Origin of the sequence: Moritella viscosa, assembly GCF_900120065.1 — a bacterium.
GTDB classification, from domain to species: Bacteria; Pseudomonadota; Gammaproteobacteria; order Enterobacterales; family Moritellaceae; genus Moritella; species Moritella viscosa.
This window is the reverse complement of record NZ_FPLG01000015.1, coordinates 50585-71912: the sequence shown is the minus strand read 5'-3', so window position 1 is coordinate 71912 and position 21328 is coordinate 50585. Positions and strand designations below refer to the sequence as shown.

24 protein-coding genes and 1 riboswitch are annotated in these 21328 nt (G+C 39.3%); of the genes, 4 read left to right on the top strand and 20 right to left on the bottom strand.

The window, feature by feature from the left end; translation table 11 throughout:
• Nucleotides 1–290 precede the first annotated feature (290 nt).
• The 12 genes from BT797_RS02500 to flgB all read right to left on the bottom strand — a co-directional run bounded on the left by BT797_RS02500 (nt 291) and on the right by flgB (nt 10258).
• Nucleotides 291–1325: a DUF4349 domain-containing protein gene (locus BT797_RS02500; protein WP_075470993.1), complete on the bottom strand. Its 1035-nt coding sequence runs from the start codon at nt 1323–1325 to the stop codon at nt 291–293.
• Between the two features lie 4 nt (nt 1326–1329).
• Nucleotides 1330–2232: a flagellar hook-associated protein FlgL gene (gene flgL / locus BT797_RS02495; protein WP_045109198.1), complete on the bottom strand. Its 903-nt coding sequence runs from the start codon at nt 2230–2232 to the stop codon at nt 1330–1332.
• A 9-nt stretch (nt 2233–2241) separates the two neighbouring features.
• A complete protein-coding gene (gene flgK / locus BT797_RS02490; RefSeq protein ID WP_045109197.1) occupies nt 2242–3573 on the bottom strand; it encodes a flagellar hook-associated protein FlgK in 1332 nt (443 codons plus the stop codon).
• A gap of 18 nt (nt 3574–3591) precedes the next feature.
• Nucleotides 3592–4113 (bottom strand): rod-binding protein, encoded by a 522-nt coding sequence (locus BT797_RS02485; protein ID WP_052678241.1) that lies wholly within the window; start codon nt 4111–4113, stop codon nt 3592–3594.
• The gene (locus tag BT797_RS02480) at nt 4113–5225 is read right to left on the bottom strand and encodes a flagellar basal body P-ring protein FlgI (RefSeq protein WP_045109196.1); all 1113 of its coding nucleotides are present in this window, start codon (nt 5223–5225) and stop codon (nt 4113–4115) included. The genes BT797_RS02485 and BT797_RS02480 overlap by 1 nt, the downstream gene beginning before the upstream one ends.
• A 69-nt stretch (nt 5226–5294) precedes the next feature.
• Nucleotides 5295–5984 (bottom strand): flagellar basal body L-ring protein FlgH, encoded by a 690-nt coding sequence (flgH, locus tag BT797_RS02475; protein WP_045109195.1) that lies wholly within the window; start codon nt 5982–5984, stop codon nt 5295–5297.
• A 16-nt stretch (nt 5985–6000) separates the two neighbouring features.
• The gene (gene flgG / locus BT797_RS02470; protein ID WP_045109194.1) at nt 6001–6786 is read right to left on the bottom strand and encodes a flagellar basal-body rod protein FlgG; all 786 of its coding nucleotides are present in this window, start codon (nt 6784–6786) and stop codon (nt 6001–6003) included.
• Nucleotides 6787–6851: 65 nt separating this feature from the next.
• A complete protein-coding gene (locus BT797_RS02465; protein ID WP_045109193.1) occupies nt 6852–7574 on the bottom strand; it encodes a flagellar basal body rod protein FlgF in 723 nt (240 codons plus the stop codon).
• 13 nt (nt 7575–7587) lie between these two features.
• Nucleotides 7588–8790 (bottom strand): flagellar hook protein FlgE, encoded by a 1203-nt coding sequence (flgE, locus tag BT797_RS02460; protein ID WP_075470992.1) that lies wholly within the window; start codon nt 8788–8790, stop codon nt 7588–7590.
• A 9-nt stretch (nt 8791–8799) separates the two neighbouring features.
• Nucleotides 8800–9456 carry a flagellar hook assembly protein FlgD gene (locus tag BT797_RS02455; protein ID WP_045109191.1) on the bottom strand — a complete coding sequence of 219 codons (657 nt, stop codon included), beginning with the start codon at nt 9454–9456 and terminating at the stop codon, nt 8800–8802.
• 5 nt (nt 9457–9461) lie between these two features.
• Nucleotides 9462–9884: a flagellar basal body rod protein FlgC gene (flgC, locus tag BT797_RS02450; protein WP_045109190.1), complete on the bottom strand. Its 423-nt coding sequence runs from the start codon at nt 9882–9884 to the stop codon at nt 9462–9464.
• Nucleotides 9885–9886: 2 nt separating this feature from the next.
• Nucleotides 9887–10258, bottom strand: a complete 372-nt coding sequence (gene flgB / locus BT797_RS02445; protein WP_045109189.1) for a flagellar basal body rod protein FlgB — start codon at nt 10256–10258, stop codon at nt 9887–9889.
• Between the two features lie 117 nt (nt 10259–10375).
• Here flgB and flgA point away from each other — a divergent pair, with 117 nt between their 5' ends.
• From flgA to BT797_RS02430, 3 genes are all read left to right on the top strand, one after another.
• Entirely contained in the window at nt 10376–11095 is a 720-nt protein-coding gene (flgA, locus tag BT797_RS02440) for a flagellar basal body P-ring formation chaperone FlgA (RefSeq protein ID WP_045109188.1), read from the top strand.
• 83 nt (nt 11096–11178) lie between these two features.
• Nucleotides 11179–11454, top strand: coding sequence for a flagellar biosynthesis anti-sigma factor FlgM (gene flgM, locus BT797_RS02435; protein ID WP_045109187.1), 276 nt, complete (start codon nt 11179–11181; stop codon nt 11452–11454).
• On the top strand, nt 11451–11897 hold the full coding sequence (locus BT797_RS02430) for a flagellar protein FlgN (protein ID WP_045109186.1): 447 nt from the start codon (nt 11451–11453) through the stop codon (nt 11895–11897). The genes flgM and BT797_RS02430 overlap by 4 nt, the downstream gene beginning before the upstream one ends.
• A gap of 4 nt (nt 11898–11901) precedes the next feature.
• Here the strand turns inward: BT797_RS02430 and BT797_RS02425 are convergent, their stop codons facing one another.
• Genes BT797_RS02425 through BT797_RS02390 form a run of 8 tightly spaced genes read right to left on the bottom strand, consistent with a single transcriptional unit; the run spans nt 11902 to nt 19647 of the window.
• Nucleotides 11902–12315, bottom strand: coding sequence for a flagellar FliJ family protein (locus BT797_RS02425; RefSeq protein ID WP_045109185.1), 414 nt, complete (start codon nt 12313–12315; stop codon nt 11902–11904).
• Between the two features lies 1 nt (nt 12316).
• On the bottom strand, nt 12317–13639 hold the full coding sequence (locus BT797_RS02420) for a FliI/YscN family ATPase (protein WP_045109184.1): 1323 nt from the start codon (nt 13637–13639) through the stop codon (nt 12317–12319).
• Nucleotides 13640–13673: 34 nt separating this feature from the next.
• A complete protein-coding gene (locus tag BT797_RS02415; protein ID WP_052678239.1) occupies nt 13674–14363 on the bottom strand; it encodes a FliH/SctL family protein in 690 nt (229 codons plus the stop codon).
• Nucleotides 14363–15376, bottom strand: coding sequence for a FliG C-terminal domain-containing protein (locus BT797_RS02410; protein WP_045109183.1), 1014 nt, complete (start codon nt 15374–15376; stop codon nt 14363–14365). Before BT797_RS02410 ends, BT797_RS02415 begins: the two co-directional genes overlap by 1 nt.
• Complete coding sequence (gene fliF, locus BT797_RS02405; protein ID WP_052678238.1) at nt 15366–17108, bottom strand: flagellar basal-body MS-ring/collar protein FliF; 1743 nt, start codon at nt 17106–17108, stop codon at nt 15366–15368. Before fliF ends, BT797_RS02410 begins: the two co-directional genes overlap by 11 nt.
• An 8-nt stretch (nt 17109–17116) precedes the next feature.
• Nucleotides 17117–17446, bottom strand: a complete 330-nt coding sequence (gene fliE, locus BT797_RS02400) for a flagellar hook-basal body complex protein FliE (RefSeq protein WP_075470991.1) — start codon at nt 17444–17446, stop codon at nt 17117–17119.
• Nucleotides 17447–17457: 11 nt separating this feature from the next.
• Entirely contained in the window at nt 17458–18789 is a 1332-nt protein-coding gene (locus BT797_RS02395; protein WP_075470990.1) for a sigma-54-dependent transcriptional regulator, read from the bottom strand.
• Nucleotides 18790–18792: 3 nt separating this feature from the next.
• Complete coding sequence (locus tag BT797_RS02390) at nt 18793–19647, bottom strand: OmpA family protein (protein ID WP_075470989.1); 855 nt, start codon at nt 19645–19647, stop codon at nt 18793–18795.
• A 243-nt stretch (nt 19648–19890) separates the two neighbouring features.
• Nucleotides 19891–19974: riboswitch (cyclic di-GMP riboswitch) on the bottom strand.
• A gap of 474 nt (nt 19975–20448) precedes the next feature.
• On the opposite strand from BT797_RS02390, the gene BT797_RS02385 reads away from it, so the two are divergent.
• On the top strand, nt 20449–21321 hold the full coding sequence (locus BT797_RS02385; RefSeq protein WP_075470988.1) for a FliM/FliN family flagellar motor switch protein: 873 nt from the start codon (nt 20449–20451) through the stop codon (nt 21319–21321).
• Nucleotides 21322–21328 lie beyond the last annotated feature (7 nt).

Genomic DNA, 21328 nt, shown 5'->3' with positions numbered 1-21328 from the left:
TGGAGTATCCTAATGTAATTAGTTATAAAGAGATGAAGTAAAAGTATTCAATGCCTTCTCATCTCGCTTATAAATAAAAAGCGACATTCGATTTTAAAAACTTAAATTTATTTTTGTTTTTATTTAAAATAACTAAAAATAAAAAAAGTTAATTGAATAAAAATAACTTTATCTATCGAATAATAAAAATGCACTCAATGAATCCAGTTATAACTGAGGTCATTAAATACATTTTCATATATTACATATTGTTTATTACATATTATTTGTTATTTGTTATTTGTTATTTGTTATTTTATGAGTAATGATACTGCAGTATTTCGAGAGATATTCGCTTGTGCTAATAAACTCGTTAATCGGCTACCAAAGTCTCCCTCAGTTAATAATTCAGACAACTCAGATTCCACGGCTCTAATATCAATACGGCCAGATTGTACATTTTTATTCTTAACCTGATCCATTGCGGCTCTTAGCTGAACGATGGCATGACGCACATCAGCTTGTACTTGTCTTACTTGTTCATTGACGTCTTGCTTATGCACATTTTGTTTATCGGCATTGCCGTCGATAGCGTCAGCTAAACTCAATAAAGCACCAACTTGTAATCGCATCTGCACTGGCACAGGATTCCCCGCAGGTACTCGAATACCTTCACCAGAAAATAATACCGGTTCATTAAAGAACCGACTATTATCAGATGTCGGATTGAATACTAATTTTTGCTCAGCATTAAGTGTCACCTTGGTATCAACCGCAGCTAAAGAGCGGTTAATACTCATTAATATTTCTTTTGGCTCAGCATAAGCTGGAATATGAAAACTCACCGATTTACCCGCGGATGGCAATACCATACTCAGTGTTTCTGCAGGTTTTTTCGCTAATAAATTCACACTATTCAACACGTAATTAGGGCGGTCTGAATGGCGATTCAATACTTTTGGCTGTAATTGGCCATTTAAATCTTTACTTGTGACATGGTCAAGTTGGCGCACTCGGTTAGACATCACTTCAACATTATTAACTTTGCTATTGAGCATAGTATTAATATTAACAAGCTCCCGATACACTGTACCTAAACTACTCTCAGCACTTTTATATTGACTAAAAGCCAATTGGTTTGAATTCAGCCCAGACCAACGCGCTAAGCCTGATGCTGCTACATTAGCATTGCCTTGTTTGTGCTGTTCATTCGTCGCTAACTTGCTATCAACGGCATCAACACTCGACCCTTTAGTCGATTTATTTGCCGCTGGAGTAGCAAGATATGGGGAATGTTTAGTGCTATTAATTAAATTATCACTAACTTTATTAAGTAAATTTATCATTGTCTTACATCACATTAAACAAGCTTAATCTACTTGCCTTAACATAAACCTGCTGTGTAGTTTTTAGTGCTAATTCAGCTTGAGCCAAATCAAATGACGCCATGCCATAATCGAGTTGTTCTAAGGATAACTGCAGATTTTTGCCATATAAACTAATATCAGCATTTGTATCTTTCGTTTGCATAATTTCTGATAGACGAGTACCTACAATTGTAAGTAATTGTAAATTAGTATCGATACTCGAATCCACCGCACCTAACATCATCTTTATATCACCAGGCACTTCGGTACCTAGATTCAATTTTTCAATATACCCATCTACATCTTTGAAAAAATCTTTACCGCCATCAAAGAATGTCGCATCAGCATTCACATTGGCAGCCACTTTCACTCCAGACGCAATGGTAATGTAACGTTCACCATTATCACCGCCATAGCTATAATCCCCCGTAACAGGATCCGGTCCTGCAATCGGTTGTTTCTCTACTTCAGAGCCAGAAAATAAGTATTTACCATTACTGCCTTTCGAATTTACGGTGGCTAATAATGAGTCTTTTACAGACTTCATTTCCAACGCAATCGCTTTACGTCCTTCTTCGTTTAGCGTGCCATTACCCGCTTCTAACGTTAAATCACGTAACTTGTCAAAGTGATCATTAATACTGGTAATATATGTTTCAGCACCCGATAAGTGTCTACGCACATTTTCAATATTTGTATCAAACTGCTTTAGACTCACCTGTTCAGCTTGTAAAGCCATCAGTTTCACTGCACCTAGCGGATCATCTGATGGTTTAACCATACGCTTGCCCGATGCCTTTTGTTGACTGATATGAGAAAAAATACTTGCACTTCGTTCCATTCCACTCATGACGGTACGCTGAAGCTGAACTGTACTCACTCGCATAATTATTCCTTACATCATCATTAATAGGGTTGAGAACAGCTCATCAGCTACGCTTATTACTTTTGAGTTAGCATTATAAGACTGCCGATACTTCATTAATGACATACCTTCTTCATCAAGGTTAACACCACTTACAGACTCTCGTTGAGCCAGTGCATTTTTAGCAATCGTTTTACTTGCTTTCGCACTAGACTGTGCCTCGCCACTTTTAATAGCTAAATCACCAACCAACCCATTGTAAGTACCTAAAAAGCCATCTTTCATCTCAAGTAATGCCACCAAATTAGTATTATCACCAGGTCCGGTACCGACAGCACCAAGCGCTAAATCTTTCGGCTTAAATCCATCTGACACCTGAAATGATCCCGCAGGATTGGCTGGGTCATAACTAAGCAAAGGTTTACCTACACCAACTGGTTCGTTAATATCTTGGCCTAATTCCAATTGCTTATTCATCGCATCAGCGGTATCTTTTGCTAATTTATCTAATTCTGCTTTAGTGGGTTCTAAAACATGATTCTTATAGGATAAAACACCACCAATTTTACCGCCAACGTCACCATTAAAAGTAAAGCTCTGCCCCGCGATGCTCACCGCGTAGCCAACCCCTTTGCTTAATAACATTGCTGCACTTGCCCCCAATACAACAGGTTGTCCGCCGGAAAGAGAAAGCGTGATAGAACCATCGTTCTGACGACTGACATCAAGATCCATCAATTCAGCTAATTTACTAATCGTTTCAGCGCGTTGGTCCTGTAACGCTGACACATTACCACCCGCCGAACTACTCTCTACAATTTTACTATTTAAAGCAGCCACTTGCGAAAACATTATATTCGCAGAGATCATCATGCCATTAGTTTGTTGTGAAATATCTGTACTCTGAATATCTAAATTTGAATATAAAGAATTAAAACGATTAGCAAGCGCATCCGCTGAAGCTATAATTTGCTGCCGAGGTGCTATGGTACTTGGTTCTGTCGTTGCTGCATCCAGAGCGCTAAACAAGCCATCTAAGCCTTTAGATATACTGATGTTTTCATTAGAAACAAGCAGCTCACTACTCGTAAGATAGCCACTATACGCTTGAGCAAAACCATTCTTTGAATTACTTCGCCACAGGCTATTATTGAGATAATTATCCGCGATACGGCGGATAGACGTAACCTCAACGCCTTGACCAGAACTTAAGTTTGAGTTACTTGCGCTATAGCGCGAACTACTGATCACATCAAGACGGCTATAACCAGCAATGTTAACACTCGCAACATTATTACCGACTACTTTAATTCCCATCTGCGACGCATTTAAACCAGATAATGCATTACTGAAAATGCTCATAATTAATTTACTCTTAATCTACTGGATATTTAATAACGACTGGCTAAATGAGCCAAGCAAAGTTTCTTGAATACTATTAGCCTCTTGCTGATAACTATTAGTTCCTTGATAACTACAATCGACCTTTTTTTCATTAAACTTTAATCCAAAATTAAAATTATTTTCCAGAGATGCTTCAGAAAGACTTGTTACTAATGGCAACGCCTGTTTAACAATTACATCTTTAACACTCTCAACCAATGGTGACATCTGCCTAACCATTGCGTCAGCAATACCGAGAGCACTCTTATCCGCCATTGCCATTGTTAACTGCCCATCGTACATATCGCGATACATACGCTGGCGGTCGCTATTAACAAATGAATCATCAGAAGCTAACGCATCACTAGCAGTACGCATACTTTTTAATACCATTTGTAAGAACATAGTTTCAAATTGATCGGCCGCCTGAGTCAAACCTTCAACCGTATTTCCATTTTCTTTAATTGTATTAACGGTTGTAGGGTCCATTGTTAACCCCGTTATTTCTATCTTTGTCATTAAATCACTACCAATTCAGCTTCTAATGCACCAGCTTGATCAAGTGCTTGTAAAATTGACATTAAATCGTCTGGCGATGCACCTAAACTATTAATAGCTCGGACAATAACATCCAGAGATGTACCTTCAGGCACAATAAACATCGGGTTATCGCCTTCCTGTACATAGATCGACGACTCAGGTGTTATCGTAGTATCGCCATTAGAGAATGCATTTGGTTGGCTTACATTTGAGCGTTCATTAATGGTTACCGTTAAGTTACCGTGACTAACAGCCGCTTTGCGAACTTTCACATTAGCCCCCATCACCACAGTCCCTGTTCGGCTATTAAACACAATACGCGGATTAACTCGGCCTAACTCAATTTCTATCTCTTCTAGCATCGACATGAAAGTAACACGTTGACGCGCATCGACGGGGGCAGCAACGGTCACACGATGTTGTCCTTGCGCTTGTGCTACACCGTCACCAAAAATATCATTGATGGCAAGTTCGATATTACGTGCCGTTTTAAAGTTCGGTTTTTTAAGATTAAGAACCACTTCTTTTGCGCTAATAAAATTAGTCTGGATCTCTTTTTCAATCGTTCCCCCGTTAGGAATAATACCAACAGTCGGCGTATTCACTGTCACTGATGAACCTGAACCACCAGATGCTTTAATGCCGCCAACAACAAGATTACCTTGAGCTGTAGCATAAATTTCACCATCCATACCACGTAACGGAGTTAAAAGCAGCGTACCACCACGTAAGCTTTTCGCATCACCAATCGAAGACACTGTAATATTAGTCGTTTGACCTTTACCAGCCTGAGATCCAATCTCTGCAGTAATCATAACTGCAGCCACATTTTTTAATTTAGGCTTGCCTTTATCTCCAAGCTTTACGCCAAACTGCTGCAACATATTAACCATTGACTGAGTCGTAAATTGCACCTGACTCTTATCACCAGAGCCATCTAACCCCACAACAAGTCCATAGCCAATCAGCTGATTCTTACGTAGCCCTTGGATATCGGTAATATCCAATAACATACGCTGATACTCCGCATTGGCACCGACAGATAACAATGTCGAGTATAACAACACTGATAACAAAATTAGTTTCTTCATTCATTTAACCTAAGCTATATTGTCTCTAAATCACATTTTGAATACGTTCTACCAACCACAGATTGATACCTAAAAAGGAAACCACTTACTATTAATAAATCGTGTAAACCAACCTTGTTGATTCGACTCAGCAAGTTCTCCACGTCCAGCATAAGTAATATTCGCATCTGCAAGTCTTTGAGAACTTATCCGATTCGATTTATCAATGTCATCAACCCGGACTAGACCTGTCAAACGAATATACTCATCACCTTGATTGAGTTTGATCCATTTTTCGCCACGAATACGCAACGCACCCGTAGGTAAAATTTCAGCAACCGTCACCGTGATAGCTCCAGATAATGCATTTTGTTGGCTTGATGCTCCACCACCATTAAATGATCGGTCAGAGCCAAAACTAAACGTACCTGTTTCATCAAAAAATGGGAGGTTACTGGTATAATTACCTCCACTTTTAACGTTCTTTTTAATACCTGAGTTCGCTCGCTTACTAGACTGAGTCTGCTCTTCTAGTATTACCGTTAAAATATCGCCAACATTGTAAGCTCGACGATCTTGAAACATATTTAATAGCGAGGAATTAGCCAATAAACTACCATCACCTAAGGTCGCATCATCATTTTCTATTTCCGGTTTAGTTGTGATTGTTGGTGACCATTCGGCCTCACCCGGTTTTGCTTCAAACACATTATAAGTGCTATCGGCACAAGCACCCAACAGTGTTAACACACTAAGTTTCACCAGCCATTTAGCCAACATAATGAGCACCTATCGGTTATAAAGATTGAGTAACAAACTGCAACATCTTATCCGCTGCAGACACTACCTTGGCATTCATTTCATAAGCTCGTTGAGTCGAAATCATATCTACCATTTCTTCCACTACACTTACATTTGAACCTTCCAGACCGCGTTGCTTAATTGTTCCTAATGAGGCCTCGCCAGCCACACCTTCTTGTGCTGCACCAGATGAACCCGTTTCAGTATATAAATTACCACCTAACGCAACTAAACCTGCAGGATTAGCAAAACTGGTCAGTGTTATTTGTCCTACATCTTGCGGTGCACTTTCACCCGCTAACTGCGCTGTTATGGTACCGTCTGAACCAATAGTAATACTGGTTGCATCAGCTGGAATTTGGATACTTGGAACCAATGGCAAACCATCACTATTGACAATTTGACTATCAGAGTTCAACGTAAATTGACCATTACGTGTAAATGCGATTTCACCGCTGACCTGTTCAATTTGGAAAAAACCTTTCCCAATAATAGCCATATCCAGTTCTTGACCCGTTTCAGAAAAACTCCCCGGTGTGAATACTTTTTGAGTACCAGTAATTCGAACACCATTACCAACTTGAACGCCTGTTGGTATTTCATTGTTTTGGTCTGCTAATGCCCCAGGCTGACGTTTAATATCATAAAATAGATCCGAGAATGCAACGCGATCTTTTTTAAAACCAGTGGTATTAACATTGGCTAGGTTATTTGCAATTGTTGACATTTTTACATCTTGTGCTGCCAACCCGGTTTTACTTGTCCAAAGTGCTGAGCTCATTATATTATTCCTACTATTTAAACCTAAGATGATTAATTATTTAAATCTAAAGTAATTAATTATAATCAACCGTTGATCAGTTGATTACCTTTTTGAGCCAATGTATCAGCCGTTTTCATCATCTTAATTTGAAGTTCAAACTGGCGATTAACCTTCATTGATGAAACCAACTCTGTCACGGCATTTACATTAGAACCTTCCAGAAATCCTGACACTAATACGACATCTTCAGCTTGATTTCCAACAGCACCCGCCTTTAAATGCAAAAAGCCATCCTGTCCTTTCATCATGCTGCCAGCTTCAGGTCTAATCAGCTTTATTTGACCAACTTGAACCTGTGCGCCACCTAACGTAATGGCAGTAACAGTCCCATCACTTCCAATTTCAATACTTTGGTATTCAGGAAAAGTAAGTTGCGCACCATCAGCAAGTACAGCGTTACCATTAATGGAAGCACGACCTTCGCTATCTAATTTCATGCTGCCAGCCCGGGTATATGCTTCAGCACCACCCGGCGTTTGAACTGCGATATAGCCTTCGCCTTGAATTGCGATATCTAAGCTACGCCCAGTCTTTTCTAGCTCACCAGCAGTAAAATTAGTACCTGACGCTGCACCTTGACTGAGATAACGGGTTTCATAACCTGCGCCTTCGATCTTGTAAGCTACTGCGCGATCAATATCAGCTTTAAAACCATTGGTATTAACATTCGCTAGATTATTTGCGCGAATATTCATTGCAGTTTGGCTTTGCTCAGCACCAGATAAAGCGGTATAGAGTAGTTTCATCAACTAGTTCCTATTAAAATGCGTTAAATAACACTTGAGTCATTTTTTCAGCTGCTGAAATAGTTTTAGAGTTAGCTTGATAGTTACGCTGAGCAGTCATCAAACTAACAAGTTCACCAGTTAGGTCTACATTAGAACCTTCATAAGCACCCGACGTTAATGCACCCAGCGTACCGCTACTTGGTAAGCCTATATTTGGCGCACCCGAGGCAAAGCTTTGACTCCACGCCGTATTATCACCTTGGCGTAAACCATTTGGATTAGCAAAATCAGCTAAAATTACTTTACCTTGTAACTTATCTTGACCATTAGTGTAAACACCGTATAGAGAACCATCATCATCAATACGAATTGTTTTCAGATCGCCAGCGCCATAACCGTTCGTTTCATTACGGCTCAAGCTGAAACTTGCTGCATTTTGGCTCATATTGGTCATTGACATCTTGATATTCAACGGCTCTGCACCCGTAATAACCTTAGAAAGTTCAACAGCATTTATAGGCGAAATCATTTTACCACTGGTATCAAAGCTTAATGTTTTCGTTGCGGTAGTGCCTGCTTGTTCACCATCAATAAAATAATGCGCAGTCCATTCATTTGTTGCAGGTCCCGCAGATTTTACAAAATACTGCGTTAATACGTGTTCAGTACCGAGTGAATCATAAACTTTGCCTGATTGTGAATAGTTATACATATCTGGTTGGATATTAGCAGGGTCAAACGCTGTCGTAGGGGCTGAAGCATCCGCTTTTAAGTTAGCGGCAAATTCAACATTTGACGATGCTTTCGCAGGTAACGTACCGGTGCCGACCTTTAGATCCGAAACAACACCACTTAAAAGTGCGCCATTTGCATCAACAGGGTAGCCTTGTAAGCGCGCACCACCACTGTTTTCAATATAATTACTCGCATTACGAACAAACGAACCAGCACGTGTATAAGACGTTTCACCGCCATTATTTAACACAAAGAAACCACGACCAGAGATAGCTAAATCCATTGAACGACCAGTGTTAACAACATCACCATCGCGATCAAAATTACTTGAAACTGCAGCAACTTCAACACCACCAGCAGACCCACCACTGTAAACAGCGGAGAACTCTGCACGACCGGATTTAAAACCCGCAGTATTTACATTGGCAATATTTTGCGAAATAACATCAAGTTGTTCATTCGTAGAACGAAGCCCTGACAAACCGATACTATAAGACATTTTAAATCCTTAACTTGCTGTTTTACCAAATTCAGAAATAGAGAACAGGGAGACACTGCCCATACCTGCAATTGACAGTTGAATATCAGAACCTGTTTTTGGCAGCGTGATTTTTTCAACTTCTCGCGATAGTAAAGGGGCACCTTTTAATACCTGATCACCAACTTTAACTTCAACATCAAACACATAACTTCCTTCATCGAGTTCTGACACTGCGAATTCAATATCTCCAGACTCAGGGTATTTCCAAGTTTGGGTGTCAACAACATTGCCGTTCAAATCTTTTACACTCAGTGTAACCTCTTCCGCTGCACTATCGATTCGGATAACACCAGAAGGTTTTTCACCTTGCTTTGCAGCAATGCCTGTAGATGGAACTAATACTTCGGTACCTATTAAGGCAGTACTCTGCAGTACTTGTTGGGTGTAGAGCATTTCAGCTTGACCAGCTTGACTGGCACGTAGACCCTCAATACCTTCAACCATCGAAAACTGGGCGAGTTGGCCGACATACTCAGTGCCATCAAGTGGATTAAGGGGGTCCTGGTTTTTAATTTGCGCAACCATCATGTCTAAAAATTCATTTTTCAAACCCAAAGCATTACTGCCTTTAGCATCTGCTGCCTGAGCAGGATCCGTTCTATTGATATTATTTATTGGATTCATAACCGTTATCCTTGTCCAAGTCTTAATAAACTTTGCTGCATGCTATTTACACGGCGCATAACCTCAGCCGAGCTCTCAAAACTACGAGACGCAGACATCATGTCAGCCATTTCACCAACCGCATTCACATTCGAATAAAAGACGTAACCATCCTTATTTGCGAGTGTATTCTCAGGCTCATATCGACGGTCAATAGTTTGTTGTGATTGAGTAACACCAAGCATATTAACGCTTGCTCCCGTCACCTCTAACGTTTCTTGACTCGTCTGATAAATAGTCGAAAACACCGGTTTCAAAGCATGATATGCTTCTTTTTCGCTACTCGCTGCCGAGTTTACATTCGCTAAATTTGAGGCGACTGTATTCAAACGTAATGTCTGGCTTCGCATACCACTGCCAGCAATTTCATAGATATTGTTAAACGACATAATTAGCGTCCATCGATTACTTTTTGAAGTCCTTGAATACGCATATTTAAGAACGTTAAACTACTTTGGAAATTCATCGCATTGTTATTAAATTTTGCTTGTTCAACACCTAACTCCGCAGTATTACCGTCTTTTGAAGCTTGAAATGGCACGCGATATAGACTATGCATTTCAAGTTCTGGTAATCTACCGCCCGTTGATTGATTTAATTGCGCTTCTAAATTTGTCAGCACGGACTTGAAATCATAATCGCGGGCCAGGTAACCCGGAGTATCAACATTGGCTAAGTTACCAGCTAAAATCTCGCTGCGTTGAACTCGCGCTTGTAAAGCATAAGGATGTATCCCCAGTGCTTTATCAAAATTTATTGCCATGAACTGCGATTCCTATTGTTTGATATAATAAACGTAGTTCACTTAAAGCAATATTCACGCCACAAATTAAAGACTATAAAAACAATGATTTACAAAAGAAGTAAGCAGGAAAGGGAAGTGGGAACGGAAGTGGGAACGGAAGTTCAGCTTCCTTTCAGGAAGTTACTGATATTAACTATTTTGTGGTTACTGAATAACAGCGTGTCTGCGCATTTATTTCAGCAACAAGTTGAGCAAGATATTAAGCGCTATAGCCAGCAACAAAACTGGCTAAATTATGATGCTGAGATCCTCATCTGGCTACCAAATAAAGCAGAACACTTGCCAGCCTGTAAAGACAGCGTTCAATATCAACGGACAACACCAAATAATGCACCTATCGGTCGAGTCAATTACTTAATATCTTGTACACAGCCAAGCTGGAAGATCCGCGCACATGCTAAAGTAAAAATAGGGTTAGAAGTGTGGCATGCTAAAACAGACATTAACCCTAATCAAATACTTAAAAAACAAAATATTCGGTTACAACGGGGAATAATAAGTCGTCACACTCAACGTTTTATTACAAGCCCACAGCAATTAATCAATCAACGAGCTAAACGCCGAATTAGATCGGGTAAAATTATCTTACCAAGTCAATTACAACAACGTCTCTTAGTCAAACGTAGTGATGAAGTCATAATAAGAGCCAGTTCAGGCAGCTTTGTTGTATCAATGAAAGGAAAAGCCCTGCAAGATGGTAAACTAGGTGATAAAATCTATATTAAGAACCTGTCATCAGGAAACAAAATTCAGGCTAAAATCATTGCGTCAGGTGTTGTTGAAACTTTATTTTAGTTTATTTTCCATTTAGAATTACAGTTACACTCAGTTTATGTCGCTTAATTATAATAATCGGATAATTTAGGTACGAGAACAACATGAAAATAACTAATAGCATTAATAATCACGCAATGGCTAAAGCTGCATCAGGCTCAACTAAAGTAACAACTGATACAGCTGTTCAAGGTTTAAAACAAACAACGGAAGTGAACCGCAAAGCCGATAACTTTGTTAATATCAGTGATAAGTTAGCGCCTACTTCTGATGTGGACATGGATAAAGTAAACCGAATCTCAGCGCTACTTAGAGAAGGCAAATTAAGCTTAGATTTAGACATACTGGCTGATAGTATTGTTGAGATGCACCGTCGATGAGTAAAGTTCGTCAATGTATCATAGCTTTAATCTCAGGCCTAAAGACAGATATTAAAAATTATTCAAGATTCCATGAATTACTGCATAAGCAACAAAGCCTTATGCAGCAGCATAAGAATGAAGAACTCATTACGTTAAATCAAGATCATAGTATATTATTAGAAACAATTCGCGAGCAAGCAATACGCCGTAAACAACTGATGTATAATATTGGTGTTACCGCTGATAATGCAGGGATGGAAAAAATACTTGCCGTACTCGATGCGAAATCGAGTCCTCAAGTTGCCCTATTATGGGAAAAGTTAAAGCAGCTAACTCACAACTGCCACAACCAGAATGAAGTGAATGGCCAACTACTCGCATTGCAATCTGAACTATTAAATAAAGTCTTACATACACAACCGCAAGATGAGTATTCATCAAATACAGCTGGTGAATACTAAGTTATTAATCTCTATACCGAAAAAAAACTTGTATAGCTAGCTCATCATTTTGAAATTGTTCAGCTATATCTTGTGCTAATTGCGCCTTAGATTCACGCCTTCTTATCACGGTTTCAAAGCCTTTAACCTGCCCAATTTTCTGGCTGATAAGCGTATTCTGCCGTAATAGGTCCGCTTCATGTAAATCAATTTCAAACTGTTGATTATCAATCAAACCGTCAAGTTGATTTCGCATCGACTGCATATTTTGCAAATGTAATACTTGGCTATCACCACTATTTGCAGTTAAGGCTTGCTGATAAATCGCGAGTTGAGATACCTGATATTTTTTGCGCTGCAACTGTTCATTAAACTGTATTCGCTGCATAGCTAATTCATCTAATTTTTTTTGTTCTATAACAATTAATTTATTTAGCATGCTAATTATCCATCAGATGTATCAATTGATTCATACTATCGCTTAGCCCTGTTTGCTCATCTAAGCCTTGCTGTAAAAATTTCGCTATCTCAGGAAATTTTTGTACAGCATAGTCTACTTGCATATCCTTACCGGGTTGATAACCACCTAATGGGATCAGTTCCCTTATTTGTTGATAACTGCTGTATAATTTTTTCAATTTAATCGCATGCGCGAGATAATCTTTTCTCACGACTTGTGGCATAACACGACTAATCGATGCACTAATATCAATGGCTGGGTAATGTCCTTGTTCAGCGAGATCACGACTAAGCACGATATGACCATCTAAAATAGCGCGAGCAGCATCAGCAATAGGTTCTTGCTGATTATCACCTTCAACCAATACGGTATAGATAGCAGTCATGCTGCCACTACCGAGTCCATTGCCCGCGCGTTCAACTAATTGAGTAAGTAGACTGAATACAGAAGGTGGATAGCCTTTCGTTGCCGGAGGCTCTCCCATCGCTAAACCAATCTCACGCTGCGCTTGCGCATAGCGGGTCAAAGAATCCATTAATAATAAAACGTGCTTCCCTTGATCACGGAAATGCTCAGCTAAACGATGACAAACTTGTGCTGCACGCAAGCGCATCAAGGCGGTAGCATCCGCAGGAGCTGCAACAACAATCGCGCGTTTACGACCTTCTTCACCTAAACTGTGTACTATAAATTCATGAACTTCCCGACCGCGTTCACCAATAAGCCCTACAATAATAATGTCAGCTTCGGTATAGCGGGTCATCATGCCTAATAACACACTTTTACCGACACCTGAGCCCGCAAATAGGCCTAAACGCTGCCCTTTACCAGGTGTTAACACTGCATTAATACAGCGAATACCTACATCAATTGGTTCAGAGATAGGTTGACGGCTAAGCGGGTTATTTGGCAAAGAAAAAAGGGGAATAGACTCACCAGTAATGGCAGGAAGGCCATCAAGTGGTTGCAATAGCCCATCAACAACCCGACCTAATAATTGTTCGCCAACAATAATATTTTCAATACCACTTTGTGATGAAACCCTCGCACCCGAAAACAAGCCTACAGCATGATGAAGTGGCATTAAATAACTAATATCTCTGTTGAAGCCAACCACTTCAGCAGCTAAACTGCCATTATTAAGTGTTTCAATAAAGCAACGTTGACCGACAGCCAGTCGACAGCCAGTCACCTCGAGTGTCAAACCATTAATACGCACAAGTCGCCCATAAACTTTTGCAACAGCACCGGCGTCAATACTGTCCATAGCCTGAATCAACCGCTCTTTTAATGCTTCATTCATAGCCGAGTTCCCCTTGCAACATCATAAAATTGAACTAGCTAGCTTCTGTCATTGACTGATTCACAGATTCCATGCACTGTTGAAAGCGTTCTTCGGTATCAACTGAAATCTCCTTATCTGAACTATTAATATAACTATCTCCGACAGCTAATTTCTCATCAGCTTCCAACGTCCAACCATTCAAGTCTGATATACCGAGGTCTTTAAGGCGTTTTTTATCATCAACATTTAAGAAGATACGTACTTTTTCAATATCATCGGCAAACACTTGGATAGCCTCTTCAACAAGGTTTAACACTTGTTTAGGGCTTAAAGTCAGCTCGGCACGGATAACTTGACGAGATACCTGTCCAACTAAATCAGCAATCAGTTCTTGTTGAACTACGAGCTTATGCTTAGCCAATTCATCGACTTTTCTCTGCACTGTTGAAAGCTGAGCTATTGCATCTTTAAATAACTGCGCACCTTTAATTTGGCCTTCCGCAATACCTTTCATAAGACCCGCGTTATGCCCTTCTTGGTGACCATCAACCAAACCTTGCTGCAAGCCACGCTCAGCACCTTCTTTATGCCCCTCTTCCAAACCTTGTTGAAATCCTTGCTCAAAATTAGGTGATACCTCATCAATAACGCCAAGATTCGAACCGCCAGCCACACGAAATGGTGGAAATACATGCCGTCGGTAACTGGTTTTATTGGATTTAATAATTTGAGCTGAGTTCATTAGCTAACCACTTGTTCTTCGAATAATTGTAACTGTAATTCACCACTTTCAAAGAGCCTACGGGCAATAGCCATAACCTCTGTGCGTGAAACTTCGATTTTACTCAACGGCATAGGACCCAAACGTTGAATTTCAGCATTAAGCGCTTCTGCCATACGTTTTGGCAATGCTTCTTCGATTTTATCGATAATTGATTTATCTGCACCTTTCAAAGCCGTAGCTAAAACCTCATTAGGAACAGCCTCAATAAGCGCTTGCAGAACATCTAATGGCTGTCGTCCAATGATTATAAAGTTGTACATGTTATCTCTAATAGCGTTAGCTGTATCAAGGTTATGCATCTCAACTAATTCAATTAAGTTAGCTTTATCGCCACTGTAACGATTAAGGATATTTGCCGCTTGGCTGCTGCCATCAACTTTAGCGCCAGACTGTTCAGCAACAAAATCAATACAAAGTTGTAGTGTGACTCTTAAATCATTAATTACATGATCACTGATTTCTTCTAAATTAGCGATACGATAGATAAGTTCATCATGAGACTCTAAAGGTAAATTCTTTAGCACCGCATTGGCTGTATCAGGTGGTAAAAATGCCAACATAACCGCTTGCATTTGCAAGTGTTCATGACGGAAAAAACGAGCTAATACATCAGCTGGTAGCCACTGTAGACGCTGAATATCGTTCGACATTACATCACCATAAATGGAATCTAACATGCCACTAGCCAGTTTTCGTCCAAGCGCCATATCTAATGATTTCTCAAGATATTCACGAGATGCCCTGCTAATCCCACTTTGCTGAGTATATTGTTCAAAAAATTGTTGTAAAATTTGCTGAGCATCAATACTTGATACATTACTGAGGCGAGCCATTGCCATTGATACATCTTTAACTTCTTCAGGCTCCATCAATCTCAATATTTTTGCAGCTGATTCTTCACCCATGCTTAACAGTAAAATAGCGGCTTTATCTCTTTCACTAAACGCTGTGGTCATATCATTACGACTCATTCTGACTCCCTCCGTTAGACTTAACCCAGCCTTTCAATACTTCCGCAACACGAACAGCTTCTTTATCCGCTAAAATTTGTAGGTGGTTTAATTGCACGCTAAACTCACTTCCAGGGGCTGGTAAAGTTGGCACTTCAACTGCTGTTAACTCGGCCATATCGACCGCCTTACTTGTCTTCGAGATCTCATCCGGCTTAATATCAGAGCTTAAACTATTCGTTTTAGGTTCACTTTTTTGGTCTGTTAACGCAAGAGCAGCATTTTCTGTTTCTCGTGATTGACTAACGAAGTTTTTAATTAACGGTCTGATTACAAATATAATTAACGTTAAGCCGAGAATTGTAATAACGATATAACGCAAGTACGCTTGTATGGCATCCATCTGCCACCAAGGTAATCCTTCAAGCGTTGTTTCAGGAACAGCGATAAAATCATAACCAGAAATATTGAACTGATCGCCACGACTAGCAATCATACCAATAGCATTTTTTATCGTGCTAGATATTTTAGCTAACTCATCATCACTCCAACCTTCAGTGCCCGTTGCTATTTTATTATTCAAAATAACGGAAACACTTAAGTTATTAATGCGGCCAAATTCATGTTTTTTATGCATCACAGAGCGACCAACAACATATTCTTTGCTGTAATCATTACGCTTAGTGATCATCGATGATTCAGCTTTACTCGATGCTGTTTTTTTACCTTTCTTTGTCACTTTTTTAACGGGTGGTAAATTTGATAACGAACCTGGAATACCAACAGCATTTACATCACCAGAAACTTGTTCACGTATATTTTCCTTTGTTAATACAGTTTCAGGGCTCACCATCTCTACAGTCTCTTCGACCTCGTTGAAATCTAAATCTGCGGTTAGTTGTATTCTAAAATTGTCAGCACCAACAAGTGGATATAAAAGATCACTTATTCGACGCGTTAATCGAGCTTCGAGATCATGTGTAAATGTAACCTGCTGCGTGGCCAGTTGTCCCCGATTACTCGACTGACTACCGGATAAGGTTAATAATCGACCCGCTTGATCGACCACCGAAATATTATCGGGTTTCATATTTGTTACACTGTTCGCGACTAAATTAATGATCGCGCTAACTTGCCCTTGAGAAAGTTCTCTACCGGGTTGCAAATCAAGCATGACCGAAGCCGAAGCCTGTTCCTCATCACGTCCAATAAACAGTGTGCGTTCAGGTAACGCCAAATGTACACGCGCATTACGAACTGTATCGATAGTGATAATCGATAATGCTAACTCTCCTTCAAGTGCAAAACGATAGCTTTTAGACTCCATAAACTGACTTGTGCCCAGTCCCATTTTACCTTCAAGACCACCCATCCCCATTGGGATATTCTTTTTGACACCCAGTGCAGCCAACGCCATACGTAATTGAGCGAGTTGATTTTTCGCGACTAAAATTTGTCCTGACTCTCGATCCAACTGAAAATCAGCTTTTTGTTGCTCTAGCAGCTCAAGAATGTTGGCTTTATCATACATTTCTTGCTTCCCATACAAGGGAACATACTGCTCAGCAGTCCATAAAGATGCAACAATAACAGCAGCAATAAGGCTTGATAACAATCCAATAAAAAATAAAGACCTAAATCGATAGAATTTTTCGCGAGTTAGTTTCAACCGCGATTGCATGTTCTTTATCACGTTTCCGTTACCTGCGCTTGAGTTTTTGATGAGACCTGTTTCTTGAGATAAAATGTCCACACTAGCCCCTACAACGGTATACGCATAATATTATCAAAACCGGTCATTAACTTATTTCTAACTTGCATTAATACCGAAAAACTTAAATCCGCTTTTTTTGTCATAACCATCGCACCAACTAAGTCATCACTACGACCTGAATCGACGGCTGACATCATGCCATTAGCTTTTAACTGCTGCTGATTAATATCACTGACCATCATTTTCATTGTCTGGTTAAATGATACCGCTTGATTTGCACCTAATGGATTACTTTCAATTTCATTACCAGCTTGAAGCTTCATTAGCTCCATTTTATTCATCAAATTAATTGATTGGGTATTTGCTTCGATTTTCATATTATTACCAGTTAAATTGCTATACCTTGCTCTCGCATTGCGACCATTTTGTAACGCAACGCTCTAGTGCTTACACCTAGTGCAGCAGCGGTTTTCATTCTATGTCCTTTAAATTGTTTTAATGTATCTAAAACATATTGGTACTCAGCCCTTTTTTTAGTTGATTCCAATCCTTCAAATTGGTGAACAGTTTTCAACACCGTTTTCTTTTCATTTAACTGTGCTGGTAGCATTAAATCAGCCTCTTGTATTTCCATACCTCGAGCAATAATGAGTGCCCGTTGAATTACATTTTCTAATTCACGGACATTACCAGGCCAAGCATGTCCTAATAGCATCAATTTGGCAGCACTACTTATAAAATAATCAGGCGTTGGCGCATACTTACGAATGAAGAACTCCGCGAGAGGCAGAATGTCATCTTTACGCTCTCGCAACGCACCCCATTGCAAAGGTAATACATCTAATCGGTAATACAGATCTTGACGGAACAGACCTTTTTCAACGGCCTCTTGTAAATTTTTATTTGTTGCAGCGATGATACGAATATTAAGCTTAATTTTTTTATTACTTCCGAGCCGTTCAACTTCTCGTTCCTGGATAACTCGTAGTAACTTAGCTTGTAATTGCAATGGCATTTCAGCAATTTCATCTAACATGATGGTGCCATTATTGGCGAGTTCAAACTTCCCCATCTGGTCACTAGTTGCACCGGTAAAGGCACCCTTTGTATGACCTAATAGCATGGCTTCAATCATCGTTTCAGGGATAGCGGCGCAATTAAAAGCTACAAACGGTCCATTTGCACGCGGAGAATGAGTGTGGATATAGCGAGCCAACAACTCTTTACCTGTGCCCGATTCACCTCGAATAAATACAGTTGCATCGGTTTGTGCAGCACGATGTGCAAGTTGTACAACCTGACGACTTTCAGCCGAACCAACAATAAAATCATCCATTGGTTTGCGTAAGCTCACCGCTCGTTTTATCGCTTTAATCAACTGATAATCAGAGAATGGTTTCAGTAAATAATCCGCGGCACCAGCTACGATCGCCTCAGCAGCAAGTTCACATTGACTACTTTGCACCGAAACGATGATAACGGAGTCGGGGTGATTACGAGAAAAGGCATTAACAAAATCAACTAATGACATATCAGCTAATTCAGCATCGACAAGAACCACAGAGGGTGATAACGTCGAGGCATTTAAAAAAGCATCTTCAGCATTCAGACAGCGATGAACCACATAGCCTTCTTGCTCTACCACTTTCCTATCAAGGCTCGTCACTGAAGGAGATTCAAGAATCAATAATATATTATCTTGCTCATAATTATCCGACATATATTATTTACCCAACCGACGAATAATACGTAAATTCACGCGTCTATTTTTTTCACGACCTAATGCTGTCCGGTCTGATTTTAATGGGTAACGATCACCGTGAGAGCGTACTTCCATCAGTGTTGTAGAGATACCAGCCTCCATAAGATACATATAAACATCATCAGCACGTTGCTGTGATAACAATAAATTATTTACTGTATTGCCAATACTATTCGAATGTCCATCAATGAGTACTTTGGTCACTGAATCATCAAGAGATATGTATTTAACGATCGCAGCCATTTCTTGCTTTTGTTGGGTATTCAATAAATACGAGCCACCAGAATAATATAAATTCCGGTCTCTTACTTGCTCATATGAAAAAGGAGATATATCGTGGAGACATTGATAATAACCATCGAATACGTCACCTATGTTTACTGAGGGTAGTACTGCATGTATGCCTTCGCTGTCAGCATAGGTCAAGGCTATATGTCCCCAATCTCCCTGCTGCAGGTGTCGAGTAAAACGAGCAACACCGTCTGAAATTTTATTTTCAAGTGGTAAGGCGGGCGCTAGCCAACGAGCGTCAGGCAGTGTTTTTACTCCCCAAGGTGCTTTTGAACTACCAAGCCTATAACGCTTAATTTTTTGTGTATAAATTGTGGACGTTACGTCAATAAATTCAGGATATCCCGCTTGTTTAACAATACTAACTGTCCCTAGTGTTTCAACTTTCGTTGTCATTCTGCACTCAAACGAATTTGAGCTCAATTGCCATTGCACCTGGTCTAATTCAGAAATAAAAGGTTGTGCATTCAATATTGAACAAAAAAACAAGTTGCCGAAAGCAGGTAGTAAAACCTTTAGAGACATGATTCCTCCTTAAATCGTTTACAGTACAAAATCAACCAAAACGAAAACGAATACGAATGCGAATACGAATGCGAATAAATTGATAATAATAATGATAAGTAGCTCAATAGCGACGTTTAAGTAACACCCTATTGACTAGCCTAATAACGTAAAGAAAAAAGCAACAGATGAGGTATTTAGCAGAAAAAAGATAGATCTTCCCCCCGGAATTAATATTTTCAAAAAAATATTAATAATTTACCTTTTGGTAGTTCCACTATCTGCAATAAAAAATACAGACTGGTAACTTTGCGTCCAAACCTCACGATTTGTTTGCCCTTTTACAAAAATTCATTTAACAACATCCCAAACCACAAAGCAATTAAAAACCCATATGAAATATATATTAAATACATATAAAATATATTAAACATCCATTAAATGCACATGACATATACATAAACGCATATTGAATAAATATTAAATAAATTTAAAATAAATATTGAGTGGTTATATTAACGCCCAAAAAACGAACAATAAATAGACTGTTCATTTAATTAAAACATAAGAGAATACTAATAAAGTGATACAGAATAGTATTATATTTAAGCAATATTGAAATTTAATTTGCTATGGTCCTTCAAATTAATATATATTTCAAATCCCCCCCCCTGATATACGCATGAAATATTATTTATACATATATAAATATTATTTTATACATACATCTATGTCTGAACCTCTGTTGATTCAATGTTATCAACCGACGTTATCAAATATTATATTAAGTCTAATTAGGCATTATCCATTGGAGAATTTACTATGTTGGTTGTAAAACCTACATCGGTTAGTCCTAAAATTACACTCGCAGCCGAATCAGCTGAGATTGAAAAATACGATCTACTCGGTGAACGTCGTCAGTGGACTGATTACCTTGAAGTCATTAATTCAGATCTTTCCTTGGCGAATCGTGACATTGAGCGCCGTTTATCTCAATTATTTAATGAATATGAATGCAGAATCGTGCTACAAAAATTCACCCATCAAAAGGTTAATTCTGACGATTTAAGTACCAATATAATTTGGCTTCAAGCCAAAAATAATGCGGGGCTAAAAGTATTATTATCAATCAATAATTCGATGTTATATACCCTGACAGAAATCTTTCTTGGAGCAAGTAAACCCAGCAACAAAGATAGCTTAGAGCAACCAAGTGATTCTGAATATCGACTACTTAAGCGCATTTTAACAATCCAACTTGACGCGTTAGACAATCAATTAAACCATGATCACGAATGGGTCATAAGTCATACTAATCAACCAATTACAGGTGGTGATTTTATTGCATCAACTATTGATTGCACGATAAAAGAGTACCTTCCCAGTTGGAAAATTTGGTACCCAAAAGAATTTATTAGCCAAACATTATCAAGCAACAGTACGATGCCAGATTATGAATTGTTAGCAACAAAACTGGCTAACGCAGCAACGAATATACCAACTAATATCAAGGTTATTCTTGCGAATACTCAGCTTAATATCGAACAACTCACACAGCTAAGAACAGGTGATTTCATTATGATGGACTTACCTGAAATTGTCAGTGCCTGTACTGGTGATCATGTTATAGCTCATGGCCGAGTAGTCGTTCAGTCTGGACGATTAGTAATGCAAGTAACCGATACAAACGATTAATTTTGGA

What these genes read in the sequence shown, in the direction of transcription:
- BT797_RS02500 (WP_075470993.1), bottom strand. Translation starts at nt 1,325, where the DNA reads ATGATAAATTTACTTAATAAAGTTAGTGATAATTTAATTAATAGCACT.
- flgL (WP_045109198.1), bottom strand. Translation starts at nt 2,232, where the DNA reads ATGCGAGTGAGTACAGTTCAGCTTCAGCGTACCGTCATGAGTGGAATG.
- flgK (WP_045109197.1), bottom strand. Translation starts at nt 3,573, where the DNA reads ATGAGCATTTTCAGTAATGCATTATCTGGTTTAAATGCGTCGCAGATG.
- BT797_RS02485 (WP_052678241.1), bottom strand. Translation starts at nt 4,113, where the DNA reads ATGACAAAGATAGAAATAACGGGGTTAACAATGGACCCTACAACCGTT.
- BT797_RS02480 (WP_045109196.1), bottom strand. Translation starts at nt 5,225, where the DNA reads ATGAAGAAACTAATTTTGTTATCAGTGTTGTTATACTCGACATTGTTA.
- flgH (WP_045109195.1), bottom strand. Translation starts at nt 5,984, where the DNA reads ATGTTGGCTAAATGGCTGGTGAAACTTAGTGTGTTAACACTGTTGGGT.
- flgG (WP_045109194.1), bottom strand. Translation starts at nt 6,786, where the DNA reads ATGAGCTCAGCACTTTGGACAAGTAAAACCGGGTTGGCAGCACAAGAT.
- BT797_RS02465 (WP_045109193.1), bottom strand. Translation starts at nt 7,574, where the DNA reads ATGAAACTACTCTATACCGCTTTATCTGGTGCTGAGCAAAGCCAAACT.
- flgE (WP_075470992.1), bottom strand. Translation starts at nt 8,790, where the DNA reads ATGTCTTATAGTATCGGTTTGTCAGGGCTTCGTTCTACGAATGAACAA.
- BT797_RS02455 (WP_045109191.1), bottom strand. Translation starts at nt 9,456, where the DNA reads ATGAATCCAATAAATAATATCAATAGAACGGATCCTGCTCAGGCAGCA.
- flgC (WP_045109190.1), bottom strand. Translation starts at nt 9,884, where the DNA reads ATGTCGTTTAACAATATCTATGAAATTGCTGGCAGTGGTATGCGAAGC.
- flgB (WP_045109189.1), bottom strand. Translation starts at nt 10,258, where the DNA reads ATGGCAATAAATTTTGATAAAGCACTGGGGATACATCCTTATGCTTTA.
- flgM (WP_045109187.1), top strand. Translation starts at nt 11,179, where the DNA reads ATGAAAATAACTAATAGCATTAATAATCACGCAATGGCTAAAGCTGCA.
- BT797_RS02430 (WP_045109186.1), top strand. Translation starts at nt 11,451, where the DNA reads ATGAGTAAAGTTCGTCAATGTATCATAGCTTTAATCTCAGGCCTAAAG.
- BT797_RS02425 (WP_045109185.1), bottom strand. Translation starts at nt 12,315, where the DNA reads ATGCTAAATAAATTAATTGTTATAGAACAAAAAAAATTAGATGAATTA.
- BT797_RS02420 (WP_045109184.1), bottom strand. Translation starts at nt 13,639, where the DNA reads ATGAATGAAGCATTAAAAGAGCGGTTGATTCAGGCTATGGACAGTATT.
- BT797_RS02415 (WP_052678239.1), bottom strand. Translation starts at nt 14,363, where the DNA reads ATGAACTCAGCTCAAATTATTAAATCCAATAAAACCAGTTACCGACGG.
- BT797_RS02410 (WP_045109183.1), bottom strand. Translation starts at nt 15,376, where the DNA reads ATGAGTCGTAATGATATGACCACAGCGTTTAGTGAAAGAGATAAAGCC.
- fliE (WP_075470991.1), bottom strand. Translation starts at nt 17,446, where the DNA reads ATGAAAATCGAAGCAAATACCCAATCAATTAATTTGATGAATAAAATG.
- BT797_RS02395 (WP_075470990.1), bottom strand. Translation starts at nt 18,789, where the DNA reads ATGTCGGATAATTATGAGCAAGATAATATATTATTGATTCTTGAATCT.
- BT797_RS02390 (WP_075470989.1), bottom strand. Translation starts at nt 19,647, where the DNA reads ATGTCTCTAAAGGTTTTACTACCTGCTTTCGGCAACTTGTTTTTTTGT.
- BT797_RS02385 (WP_075470988.1), top strand. Translation starts at nt 20,449, where the DNA reads ATGTTGGTTGTAAAACCTACATCGGTTAGTCCTAAAATTACACTCGCA.